The sequence below is a fragment of the Nocardia sp. NPDC020380 genome (assembly GCF_044386975.1).
Lineage (GTDB): Bacteria > Actinomycetota > Actinomycetes > Mycobacteriales > Mycobacteriaceae > Nocardia.
Genome location: NZ_JBIRVQ010000027.1, coordinates 60,900 through 72,971, shown reverse-complemented (window position 1 = coordinate 72,971; position 12,072 = coordinate 60,900). Strand labels below are relative to the sequence as shown.

Here is a 12,072-nt window from a genome sequence, read left to right as displayed (position 1 = left end):
GTGGGAGAGTTCCGTGCAGCGTATCGAGCTGGCCGAGGCGGCGGGGAATGACCGAATGGCGGCCGGGGAGCTCGCGCCGCTGGAACGTTTGGCGCGCGAGGCCACGGAATTGGTGCGCGAACTGGGCTCGGGCGGGACGCCTTTCGACGCACTGCCGCATTCGATGCAGGACGCGGATTTCGTGCCCAGTGCGCAGTTGAATATCGAGCTGTTCTTCCGATATCTCGCGGAGGGGGACGAGCCGCCGGAGGAGGCGACCCGCCCGCTGGTGGATCGGGTCGTCGGGTTGGTGCGCGACGGTATGCCACTCACCGAGGTGCTGACCAATTATCGGGTGGGTGCGGGATTCTTCTGGGCACAGTTACTACCCCTGCTCGAATGGCAGGACTACGACGTGGTCCCGAAGCTCGGACTCCGTCTGACGGAGTATCTGAGCCTGATCATGGCGCGCATCGCGATCGCGGTGGCCGGGGATGTCCGGCATCCCGGCTGGGATTCGCTGGAGCGGCAGCGCGAGATCGCCGATGCCTTGCTCAACGGCCGCGATCCGAGCGATTGGGCGCATGATCCCGAGCATCCGATCCCGGCCGCGTTCCTGGTCGCCGCGGTGCGGCTCGGGGAGCCGACGCCGGGCACCCTGACCGCGCTACGCGGCCGGATCGCGGCCGTGCCGGGCGCTCTGCTACATCGGGACAGCGGCGGCTGGGCCGCCCTGGTTCCGATGGGCCCGGAGGCCGACCCGGATCCGGCAGGCCGGTTGAAAGACGTGCTGGGGATCGATGATTCGCAGCCGCATCCGCAGTTCTGGATGGGCGTGGCCCCGGCGGCGGAGCACGGCGCGATCCCGGCGGTGTATGCCGAGGTCCGGGTGGTGGCCGAGGTGGCGCGGTGCCTGCAGTTGCCCGCCGTGGTGTGCCGCCGGCCGGACATGATGTTCGAATACGCCATTGCCACAGCGGATCCCGCGCGACAGTCGCTCGGCGCGCTGCTCGATCCGTTGCGCGATCAGCCGATGCTCGCGGAAACCCTGGACACCTTCATCGAGAACCAGTTCAACCACAATGCGGTGGCGCGGGCGCTGCACATCCACCGCAATACCGTCACCTATCGGCTGCGCCGGATCCGGGAGCTGACGGGTCACGACCCCTTGCAGCCGGCGGGGATCTCCACGCTCATGGCGGCCCGGGTGGCCCGGCGGCTGACCGCCGCGTCCTTCCACGCCTGACCCAGACACTCATGCACATGCACAAAACCGCGGCCGCAGGCTCGGGATTCCGTCAATTGCGCCGGACCCCTCCGTGCTGTGAGCTGAGTCATGCCGGAGGGAGCGTGTGAACTCGGCGATTCGAATGCAATGACGCACTGGAGGAACAGGTGAGTAAGCCTCGGCTACGCCGGCTCACGGTCTTGACGATGTCGGCTTGCCTCATGGCGGCCGGGGCGGGGGCGGCATCGGCACAGCCGGCCTATCCGCCGAGTTTCCCGCCGGATCAGAATCAGCTGCCGCAATTGCCCTCGGAACCGCAGCTCTACGGCATGCTGCCGATTCCCGTCCCGGATCAGGACCCGTGGTACGACGATCCGGCGAATCTCGCGGATTTCCAGCCGGGCCAGATCGTGCGCAGTCGCGAGGTGCAGACGCGCCTGCTCGGATTGCCGTTCCCGGTGTACACGAAGCAGCTGCTGTTCCGCTCGAACGACGTGCACGACAATCCGATCGTCACCGCGACCACGGTGATCGTCCCCGGTATTCCGTGGACGGGTAGCGCGCGTCCGGTCGTCTCCTTCCAGGAGGCCATCGATTCCACCAACTCGGCGTGCAATCCCTCGCATACGCTGCAGGTGGGGACGATGAAGGAGTCCGCGCTCGCGATCTATTGGCTGGCACAGGGATTCGCCATCAACGTGCCCGATTTCGACGGCAAGTTCAATACGTTCAACACCTATGCCGAAGGCAAGATGGTGCTGGACAGCCTGCGCGCCATGAAGAATGACCCGGGTCTGGGGCTGACCGATTCCGGTATCGCGCTCTACGGCTATTCCGGCGGCGGTTCCGGTTCGATTCGCGCGGCGGAATTGCGCGAGAGCTACGCACCGGATGTGCGGCTGCTGGGCACGACGATCGGCGGTACGCCCGGAAACCTGGTCGGCGAGGCCGAATACGCGACCAAGCAGGAGCCCGGGCTCACCGGAATCAGCAACTTCACCATGTGGCTCGGATTCGCCAGTTTCGCCCGCGAATATCCGGATGTGTTCAAACCGGAGGAGCTGCTGACCGAGGAGGGTCAGGGGCTGCTGCACGATTTCGAAACTCGTTGCTACGCAACCATTGCCCTGGAGGGCGCGTACCGGCCGATCAGCGCCTATTACCAGCCCGGTAAGTCGCTCGAATCCTCGCCGAAGATTATGAAAGTGCTCGAGGACAACAGTCTGGGCAAGCACATCCCGGACACCCCGGTGCTGTGGTGGCACGGCATGTGGGACGAGCTGATTCCGCCGTCGGTGGTGCTGCCCACGGTCGATTCCTATTGGGAGCGCGGCGCGGATCTGCGGTTCTACACGGTTCCGGTGCCGGAGCACGTCACCAATGCCGTGACGGGCTGGTTGCCGGCCGTTGCCTGGACCAGCGCGGTATTGCGCGGCCTGCCGCCCGGTCCGAGGTTCAAGGCCGAGTTCACGCCGCTGCCGGCGGGGTTCCCCGGCAGCTGACCAGAGCATCCTCATCCGCGGGCCTTCTGGCAGTCGCCGCAGGCCGCGAAGACGCTCTCCGGCTACTTCGGCGATATGCGTTCACTGGCAGGCGAACTGGGCCTGATGAACCCGATCACCAAGCCTTGTGGAAGGTGTTGCGCATCGACGGCGATGTGTCGCGCTACCGCAGCGAGCCGGATCGCCGCCTGTACAGCGTCGCCTGACCACCCCCGGCGTGGCCGCCTGATCAGCGCGGCGTGAAGGTGACGATGCGCTGACGCGGGTCGCCGGGGAGTTCCAGGTTCTCGTAGTCGAAATCGAGATCGCCGCGGTCGGGGTGGCAGAGCAGTTTGCTGCCGTGGCCGCGGTGCTCGACATCGCCGGCCGCCCAGCAGTCCGTGAAATCCGTGCTGGCGGTGGACAGTTCATCGATCAGCGCCAGCGTGGCCGGGTCGTCGGGGTACCGGCCCGCGCTCCGGCGGAGCTGCGCGACGGTCATGGCGGCGATCTCGTCCCAGTCGCGATAGAACGTGCGGGCGGCCGGATCCAGGAACAGCGCGCGAGCCATGTTCTTCTCGATCATCGCGCCGAAGAGGTTGTGCGCCTTCGTGTTCGCGGCCAGCACGTCGAACAGATCGGTGATCAGCAGCGCCGGGACGGAGTCGATCAGGCCGAGCATCCGCAGCAGCTGGGGACGCGGCTCGGGCGGCTCGAATTCGGTGGTGCGACGGCCCGGATGAGCCAGGGCGTAGAGGTGTTCCCGTTCGACCGCAGTGAGTTCCAGCACCCGCGCCAGCGCGTCCAATACCTCGTCGGAGGGGTTGGCGGCGCGGCCCTGTTCGAGACGCTGGTAGTACTCGGCGCTGATGCCCGCGAGATGAGCGAGTTCGGCGCGGCGCAGACCCGGAACCCGGCGCGGCCCGGACGGCGGTAATCCGGTGCCCTGCGGATCGATGCGGGCGCGCCGGAACTTCAGGAATTCGCCCAGATCCTCGTGCCGTGCCACGCGGTCAGTCTGGCACAGGGTGGCCCTCGCGGTACGAGGCACGGCGCGCACTGTTTACGACCCGCGCGGCCCCGGCACGCTGAGATTCATGAACGAAAGATTCCAGCGCGGAGCGGCCCGCCAGGCGGAGCTCGGCGGCACCGGCGGGGTACGCGGCCGGGTCTACGACGAACTCGCCGATATCGCACCGGATCTGCACCGGTTCGCGGTCGAATTCGCCTACGGGGATATCCATTCCAGGCCCGGGCTGGATGCCGGCCGGCGCGAGCTGGTGACGCTCGGCGTGCTCATTGCGCTCGGCGGCGTGGAGCCGCAGCTGGAGGCGCATCTGGGGACCGCGCTGGCCGCGGGCGTCACGGCGGGTGAGCTGGTCGAGGCGATCATGCAGGCGCTGCCCTATGCCGGGTTCCCGCGCGTGCTGGGCGCCATGGCCGTCGCCCGCAAGGTCTTCGCCAACCGCGATCTCCTGCCGATCACCCCGATCGAATCCGATTCCAGCACCAACTGATTCACGAACCGAACGGAGCACCATCATGACCGCCACTACCGCCCAGGACCGCGCCGACATCATCGAAGCGGCCACTCGCGTCTTCTGGTACATCGACATTCGCGATTGGGATGCCTTCACCGGCACCTTCGCCGAGCAGGTGACCCTCGACTACTCCAGCATCTGGGGCGGCGAACCGGCCACCGTGACGCCCGCGCAGATCCGCGCCGACTGGGAGAAGCTGATCGGCGCCTTCGACGCCACGCAGCATCTGCTCGGGAATCACCTGGTCACCGTCGACGGGGAGCACGCCGAGCTGACCGCCGTCTTCCAGGCCGTGCACATTCTCCCGAACCTGTTCGGTTCACCCCGCTGGACTTTGGGCGGCGCCTACCGCATCGGCCTGGAGCGGGTCGCCGGAGAGTGGAAGGTCAATGCCCTCACCATGACCGCGACCTGGGCCGATGGCAACAAGGACATCCTCGCCATCGCCTCCGGCGGGCAGCGTCCCGACGCCGCGTGAGCCCGCAGGGGCGGGTGGCGTTCCCGCGGTAGCCCACACAACCGACCGATGAGTATGCGAACATATGTTCGTGTCGGGTTCGGATGCGGGCAGCCGGGACCGCCCGGAGCGGGCGGCGATTCTGCACGCCGACCTGGACTCCTTCTACGCATCGGTGGAACAGCGCGACAATCCGCGCCTGCGCGGGCGACCGGTGATCGTGGGCGGCGGCGTAGTACTCGCCGCGAGCTACGAGGCGAAGGCGTTCGGGGTTCGGACACCCATGAACGCGCGGCAGGCGCTGCGCCTGTGCCCGCACGCCATCGTGGTGCCGCCGCGCATGGCCGCCTACTCGCAGGCCAGCAAGGCCGTCTTCGAGATCTTCCGGGACACCACACCGGAAGTGGAGGGACTCTCCATCGACGAGGCCTTCCTGGACGTGAGCGGATTGTGGCGAATCGCCGGGTCGCCCATGGATATTGCGCGCGACCTGCGGGCACGGGTCCGCGTGGAGGTCGGGTTGCCCATCTCGGTCGGGGTGGCGCGCACCAAGTTCCTCGCCAAGGTGGCCAGCGCGGTGTCGAAACCCGATGGGCTGCTGGAGGTTCCGCCCGACGGCGAACTGGAGTTCCTGCACCCGCTCCCGGTCGAGCGCCTCTGGGGCGTCGGCGAGGTGACGGCGCGGGAATTGCACGAGCGCGGCATCACCAAGGTCGGCCAGCTCGCGGAACTAGGCGAAGGACCGCTGGCCGCGGCCCTGGGCCCGGCCGCCGGCCGCCATCTGCACGCCCTGTCCTGGGCCCGTGATCCGCGGCGCGTCGAAACCGGTCGCCGCCGCCGCTCGATCGGCGCGCAACGCGCCCTGGGCCGCCGCGATCGCACGGATGACGAGATCGAGACGTATCTGCACGGTCTCGCGGACCGGCTCGGCCACCGCCTCCGCCGCGCCCGCCGGGTCTGCCGAACGGTGGTGCTGCGCCTGCGATTCGACGATTTCGGCCGCGCCACCCGCTCGCACACCCTGCCCGAGGCCACCGACCGCAGCGCGGTGATCCTCGATGCCGCCCGCACCCTGCTGGCCACCGCGCGGCCGCTCATCCACGAACGCGGCCTCACACTCATCGGCGTCGCCCTGACCAACCTCGACGATGCCGACACCATGCAACTGTCGCTGCCGCTGGAACATCGCGCCGAGTCCACCCTCGACTCGACCCTGGATGCCCTGCGCGACCGTTTCGGTTCGGGTGCGGTAACCCGCGCCGCCCTCCTCCATCGAGGCGAGGGCCTGTCGGTCCCCATGCTCCCCGACTGATCGGCGAGATCAGGACATCCCGTCGATCAGCTCCACCAGGTTGGACCAGGACTGCGCGTCGTCGGCGGAGTCGGTGTGCGGGCGACGGAAACGGTGGACGTATTCGCCGGCATCGGTGAGATCCCAACGGCGGCGGTACAACTCGATGAGCTCCGGTCGCGGGTCCACGCCGGTGGCGTGCGCATAGGCCGCCAGGAGGGAGCCGTCGCCGGGGTCGAGATCCCACAGATCGCGTTCGGGCGGGGCGACGAGAGCGGTATCCCAGTCGAGCAACCGCCAGCCCTCCGAAGTCCGGATGGTGTTGCCCGCGTGCGGTTCTCCGTGCGTGACGACCGCCCGCGCCGAGGCGGTGCGGGCGGCTCCGGCGAGGGCGTCGTAGCGAGCGAACTCGGCACGCAGGGCCCCGGCACGGCGGGCGAGCAGGTCGACCATCGGCGCGGCGTACGGACCCTCGTCGGCCACATGACCGGCGAGCGCGGCGTCGATCTCCGCGCGGTGGGTGATCGTGAAGTCGTCGGTTCGAGCGGCGCCGGGTACGGCGGCCCCGTGCACCCCGACGATCATGTCGAAGACCGCCTGCCGCTGCCCCTCGTCGCGGAATTCGCCCCAATCGAAATGCTCACCGGCCAGGTACGGGTAGCAGGACACCGCGAATCGCGTTCCGGCCCTGGCCGATACGGCGCCGTCCGTGCCGGTTTCGGGCGCCACGACGAAGTCGAGTCCGGCGGTGCACAGTGCCCGCGCGGTGCCGAGGGCCGCGGTCAATCGTTCGAAGGCCGTCTGCCGGGGCGTGGCCAATTCGTCCACGGTGACGAACCATTCGCGGTCACCGTCACCGGCGCGCCAATGGTGACTGCCGAATCCCAGCGGCACATATTCGAGGATCTCGGCGTGAATGGACCAGTGCCGGAACAGCACGGCGCGCAGGCGGTCGGAGGGTAGATCCCTGGGCGGGGTCAACACTCGGCCAGCCTACGCGCGACTGCGGTGTGCCTTATTTATTTGGCGGGCGCCGGGTTGAACGGGGCGTTGATGGTGGTGAAGTACTGGATCGCGGCCGCGATGGCCACCGGAGCGGTCACCGCGATCGCGCCGGCGATGGCGCCGAGCGGGGCCATGGCCGCCGCGCCGACGAGGCAGCCCACCACGGCGCCCGGCAGGAAGGTGAAGAGGCCGCCGATGATGCCGGTGGCCAGGGTGACGCCGCTGCCGACGGCGAGGCCGCCGAGGGCGCAGCCGACCACGCCGCCACCGATGAGGCCGACCGTCGTGCCGATGACGGCGCCGGTGGAGATGGTGTCCTTCATGCGGTTCCAGGCGGCCTGCTCACGGTCGTACGGGGACTTCCACGGGGCGGTGTCCTGGAAGGGGAGGTCCACCGGGCGGTAGAGCGCGTGCGGCAGGTCGAACAGCGGGGTCAGCGTCGCGGAATTGTCGTGGATCGCCGCGGCGATGGGAAACACGAAATCGTCCACTCGGAAGGATAATTCGGTTCCGGCAATCACCTGGCCATCGGGGGCCTTGATTTCGAAGGCGCCGTTCTCGACCGCGAGTGAGCCGATATCGGTGGAGATTTGGGCGCCGTCGCCGGTGGCGGACGCGGTGTAGTGAATTACATTGTCCGACTGTGCATCAACGTCGGCATGAGCGGCACCGGCGGCGATCACCGATACCGTCGAAGCGAGCGCGGCGAACGCGGCAAGCTTGGTCTCGAGCACGATTTCCCCTCAATCTCAGCCCTGCGGTATCAGGATTTATCGCAGGATTAGCTAGTTCCAAGCAAACCTTAAGTTTGTTCATAGCCATCTGCAATGGACGTTTGTCCTGAAGTGGTGGGACACACAATGGGGAATATCGGTTTCAATGCCCTATATCCGAACCGTAAACCTGAACATACCGATGGTGAACGAAGAGTAAACAAATTCCAAAGTCGGATATAACGGGCAGTATCGGATATCCGCATTTCACGAGGCCCGTTGGGCCCCAGGCGATCCGAAGGAACCGACCGGGCTGATTTGACATATTCGTTGGCGGAGCCCAATATTGCCCAGTCAGCACCTCGCTAGGCGAGGCTCCTGTACGAACACAGGCCACTGATCCGACGACGTCGAGAGACGCCCAGGGTTAGGACAGATCACCCCGGATTAAGGGGTGATCCTAAGTGGCTTCCCCGGGCCGCGAGCCCCCGGATACGTCGTGCAGTGCCGAAGCTCTGACGAGAGGGGTGCGGGGCTTCGCCGTTCGGCGCGGCCGTGTTTCCCTCTTGCCGTCCGTGAGGACTGACGCGACCAGGTACATGGCGTCCGCGTGCGTCCCGACGGCAAGGAGGTGAGGGACGACAAATGAGTTCCGGCGATAGTCCTTATCCCAGTCCGGACTACAGAGTTCTTTCGTTCCCGGCTTGCCGCGAATCGGTAGACGACTGACCCGCAATCACTTTCGGCCTTTCCGGCGATCCATTCGCCGCTGCGAGGTGTCTTCGAGTATGCCCGGGTAATTGACGTGTGCCCGAAATCCGGTGGCAACCGGCACCTTCCGCATGCCGAAGTACCTTTGATCGAAAGCGAGGGAAGGATCATGGCCTTCTTCGCGAACGGCTCCGGCCGCCGCACTGCCACCGTCACCGCACCAGCCGACACCCACCAGCCGACCGGCGCCGTCATGGACAGCGCGCACGTCGGCGACATCGTGGGCGCCCTGGGCACCATCAAGATGCACGACTCCGCCGAAGGGCGTTCGCGCAAGCAGCGACTCCGCATGCTGCTGGCCATCATCGGCCCGGGCCTCATCGTCATGGTCGGCGACAACGACGCCGGTGGCGTCGCCACCTACGCGCAGGCCGGGCAGAACTACGGCATGGCCCTGGTCTGGACCCTCGTACTGCTCATCCCCGTGCTCTACGTGAACCAGGAGATGGTGGTCCGCCTCGGCGCGGTCGCCGGCGTGGGACACGCACGACTCATTTTCGATCGCTTCGGCAAGTTCTGGGGCGCGTTCAGCGTCGGTGACCTGTTCATCGTCAACGCGCTGACCATCGTCACCGAATTCATCGGTGTGTCAATGGCTCTCGGCTACTTCGGGCTGCCGAAGTGGATCGCGGTGCCGCTCGCGGCGCTGCTGCTGTTCGCGGTCGTGGCGGGCGGTTCGTTCCGGCGTTGGGAGCGTTTCCTTTTCGCGCTCATCGCCATCAATATCGTGATGTTCCCCCTCGCGATCATGGTGCACCCGAGCGTCAAGGACACCGCGCACGGCTTCCTCCCGTCCTTCCCGGGCGGCCTGAACTCGACCCTGCTGCTGCTCATCGTCTCCATCGTGGGCACCACCGTGGCGCCGTGGCAGCTGTTCTTCCAGCAGTCCAACATCGTCGACAAGCGCATCACACCGCGCTGGATCAAGTACGAGCGGATCGACCTGTGGGTCGGCATCGTCGTGGTGATGATCGGCGCGATCGCCATCATGGCCGCCGCCACCTTCGGCCTGGCCGGCACCGACGCGATCGGCAACTTCACCGATGCGGGCGCGGTGGCGCAGGCGCTGCACGACCACATGGGCCCGACCGTGGGCGCGCTGTTCGCGATCCTGCTGCTGGACGCCTCGCTCATCGGCGCGAACGCGGTCGGCCTGGCCACCACGTACGCGCTCGGCGACACCCTCGGCAAGCGGCACTCGCTGCACTGGAAGATCAGCGAAGCCCCGGCCTTCTACGCGGGTTACGCGGCGCTGCTGGCCGTCGCGGGCGCGGTGGCGTTCAGCCCCGATCACGTGCTGGGTCTGCTGACCCAGGGTGTGCAGGCCCTGGCCGGTGTCCTGCTGCCCTCGGCCACGGTGTTCCTGGTGCTGCTCTGCAATGACAAGGCGGTGCTCGGGCCGTGGGTGAACACGGTGCGGCAGAACATCGTCGCCGGTGTGATCGTGTGGTCGCTGGTGCTGCTGTCGCTGGCCCTGACCGCCGCCACGTTCTTCCCGAACCTGTCCACGCTGACTCTCGAGGTCGGCTTCGGAGTGGGCGCGCTGATCGGCGTGCTGGGTGGCGCGGCCATGCTGCTGGCCTGGCAGCGCGGCCGGCGCAAAGCCACCGAGCGCACCGCGGCCGAACTGGGCGGCCTGGACCCGGATCAGGTCGAGGAGCTCGACGCGACGCCACTCACCAAGGCCGAGCGCAAGGCGATCCGCGAAACCGACCGCGACACCTGGCGCACCCCCGCGCTGGCCACGCTGGACCGGCCGGCCTTCTCCATGGGCCGCATGGCGGGCATGATCGCACTCCGCGGTTACCTGCTGATCGCCGTGATCCTGGTGGGCGTCAAGATCTTCCAGCAGATCACCGGCTAGCCACCGAACGATCCGAACAACGACTTCGCGCCGGACGCCCTGGGGTGTCCGGCGCGAAGTCGTTTCGGGAGGGCGATTTCAGCAGGTGGCGGGGATGCCGGTCAGGTCGACCTTCGGGTCGGTGATGGGGCAGTTCAGGGGTCTGCCGTCGACGGTTGTGTGGTCGATGTTCAATGCGGCGCTGCCGATCCGGCCATCGCTGCTATTGGTGCGGAGGAGTTCCTCCTGTGCGGCGGTGAGGGTGGTGCGGGCGATGGCGCCGTGCAGGATGGCGGTGTCGCCGACGTTGATGATGTTGATGCCGTGTGCCGCGGCGCCGTTCAGCGTGGTGTCGTGGATGTCGAAGGTCAGTTCGGCGGTGCTGGGCTCGGGGCCGGTCGGGGTGTAGGCGACCAGGCCGATGCCGTCGGCGCTGCAGTCACCGAGGTCGGAGTCGGCGATGGTGAGGTCGGTGTGCGCGGTGCGCCCGAAGTTGGTTGTCACCACGCAGCTTCCGAGATTGGCCGGGACCACGGGGTTGAGGGCCGCGCCCGGGAAGGTCGAGTGGTGCGCGCCGACCCGGTCCAGGGTCAGGGATTGCCGGGCGCCGTCGGTGCTGAGGTTGTAGTTCTCGATGATGTCGCCGGCGACGGTGTCGAAATCGCTGTCGGTGACCCGGACCCGGCTCTCGGGTGCGCCGCTGGTGGTGACGTATTCCAGGCCGTTGGCCGAGAAGTTCCCGTAGCCGTTCCGGAAGGTGTTGTGCGAGAGGCTGACATCCAGGTGCGCCTGCCCGAGCGGGTTGAGGAACACGCCTTCGCTGTCGGCCAGGTTGTTGAGCAGCGAGGTTGCGGGCGAGGCGATCTCGGTCTGGGTATTGCCGTCCAGCTCGGCGGTGAGCCGCGCATTGCCGTCGGCTTGCACGCCGAGCGCGAGCAAGGACAGTTTGGCGAGCCCGAGATTGACGTGATGCACGGTGTTTCCGCTGATGCGGGCGTCGATCCGGCTGGTCCCCCGCGCTCGCAGGTCGATGCCGTCCCCGCAGGCCGTGTCGTGCACGACGTTTCCGTCGATGTGCACCTCACCGGCGGCACTGTCGAAGTCGGTCATGATGCCCGCCCACCCATTGTTGAGAGTGAGGAAGTCCGGCACCGGCGGCGCGCTGGCGCCGACCGCCAGTGTGGGCGGCAGCGAGAACGGCCCGATCATGAATCCGTCACCGCATTCCTGATTCGTTGCGGAGACATCGTTTCCGGTGATCACCGCGCCGGCGGCGTCGAGGCCGTAGATGCCGCCGCGCCGCGCGCCCGCGATCACCAGGTTCCGGACCTCCGCGCCGGGCGCGAGCCGCACGGCATCGCCGTCGAGATTGCCGGTGGTATTGGTGATGCGCGGCAGGGCCGCGTCCGCCGACGCACCGAGGACGGCCGGTCCGCCGCCAATGAGGTGCTGTCCCGGTTTGAGTGCGATGCCGCCGTCCAGTGCGGGTGCGGTGCGCGCGACGGGCTGCACCACGATGGTGTCGCCGTCCTGCGCGGCAGTCTCTGCGCGGGCGAGGGATTCGAAGGGGGAATCGGCGCTACCGGTACCGCCGGCGGGTGCGCCGGAGCTCACGTACCAGGTGGCCGGATCCGATTGGGCATGCGCGATGGCCACGGTGTGAGCGCCACAGATTGCGACTGTGTGAGCGCCGCCGACCAGCAGTGCGACCACTGCGCAGGCGCGTCCGGGTAGCGCGCGGACGGTATTTCTCGTATTCATGG

Annotated in this window: 10 protein-coding genes and 1 riboswitch; of the genes, 6 read left to right on the top strand and 4 right to left on the bottom strand. The window is 67.6% G+C overall.

The window, feature by feature from the left end; genetic code table 11:
* Positions 1-13: 13 nt before the first annotated feature.
* Together ACH438_RS44380 and ACH438_RS44375 are read left to right on the top strand one after the other, a co-directional pair.
* Positions 14-1,225: a PucR family transcriptional regulator gene (locus ACH438_RS44380; protein ID WP_397016983.1), complete on the top strand. Its 1,212-nt coding sequence runs from the start codon at positions 14-16 to the stop codon at positions 1,223-1,225.
* A gap of 188 nt (positions 1,226-1,413) precedes the next feature.
* Positions 1,414-2,709, top strand: coding sequence for a lipase family protein (locus tag ACH438_RS44375; protein WP_397017037.1), 1,296 nt, complete (start codon positions 1,414-1,416; stop codon positions 2,707-2,709).
* A 229-nt stretch (positions 2,710-2,938) separates the two neighbouring features.
* Here ACH438_RS44375 and ACH438_RS44370 read toward each other — a convergent pair whose 3' ends face one another.
* The gene (locus tag ACH438_RS44370) at positions 2,939-3,697 is read right to left on the bottom strand and encodes a helix-turn-helix domain-containing protein (protein WP_397016981.1); all 759 of its coding nucleotides are present in this window, start codon (positions 3,695-3,697) and stop codon (positions 2,939-2,941) included.
* An 88-nt stretch (positions 3,698-3,785) separates the two neighbouring features.
* Between ACH438_RS44370 and ACH438_RS44365 the strand changes: the two genes are divergently transcribed.
* The 3 genes from ACH438_RS44365 to dinB all read left to right on the top strand — a co-directional run bounded on the left by ACH438_RS44365 (position 3,786) and on the right by dinB (position 5,998).
* Positions 3,786-4,205: a carboxymuconolactone decarboxylase family protein gene (locus ACH438_RS44365; protein WP_397016979.1), complete on the top strand. Its 420-nt coding sequence runs from the start codon at positions 3,786-3,788 to the stop codon at positions 4,203-4,205.
* Positions 4,206-4,230: 25 nt separating this feature from the next.
* The gene (locus ACH438_RS44360; protein WP_397016977.1) at positions 4,231-4,707 is read left to right on the top strand and encodes a nuclear transport factor 2 family protein; all 477 of its coding nucleotides are present in this window, start codon (positions 4,231-4,233) and stop codon (positions 4,705-4,707) included.
* Positions 4,708-4,771: 64 nt separating this feature from the next.
* Positions 4,772-5,998 carry a DNA polymerase IV gene (dinB, locus tag ACH438_RS44355; protein ID WP_397016975.1) on the top strand — a complete coding sequence of 409 codons (1,227 nt, stop codon included), beginning with the start codon at positions 4,772-4,774 and terminating at the stop codon, positions 5,996-5,998.
* A 9-nt stretch (positions 5,999-6,007) separates the two neighbouring features.
* Here the strand turns inward: dinB and ACH438_RS44350 are convergent, their stop codons facing one another.
* Both ACH438_RS44350 and ACH438_RS44345 read right to left on the bottom strand, forming a co-directional pair.
* Positions 6,008-6,961, bottom strand: coding sequence for an aminoglycoside phosphotransferase family protein (locus ACH438_RS44350; RefSeq protein ID WP_397016973.1), 954 nt, complete (start codon positions 6,959-6,961; stop codon positions 6,008-6,010).
* 35 nt (positions 6,962-6,996) lie between these two features.
* Complete coding sequence (locus tag ACH438_RS44345) at positions 6,997-7,716, bottom strand: hypothetical protein (RefSeq protein WP_397016971.1); 720 nt, start codon at positions 7,714-7,716, stop codon at positions 6,997-6,999.
* A gap of 333 nt (positions 7,717-8,049) precedes the next feature.
* A riboswitch (M-box (ykoK) riboswitch) is annotated at positions 8,050-8,229 on the top strand.
* A gap of 346 nt (positions 8,230-8,575) precedes the next feature.
* On the opposite strand from ACH438_RS44345, the gene ACH438_RS44340 reads away from it, so the two are divergent.
* Positions 8,576-10,330, top strand: coding sequence for an NRAMP family divalent metal transporter (locus tag ACH438_RS44340; RefSeq protein ID WP_397016969.1), 1,755 nt, complete (start codon positions 8,576-8,578; stop codon positions 10,328-10,330).
* 78 nt (positions 10,331-10,408) lie between these two features.
* Here ACH438_RS44340 and ACH438_RS44335 read toward each other — a convergent pair whose 3' ends face one another.
* Positions 10,409-12,070, bottom strand: a complete 1,662-nt coding sequence (locus ACH438_RS44335; RefSeq protein WP_397016967.1) for a hypothetical protein — start codon at positions 12,068-12,070, stop codon at positions 10,409-10,411.
* Positions 12,071-12,072 lie beyond the last annotated feature (2 nt).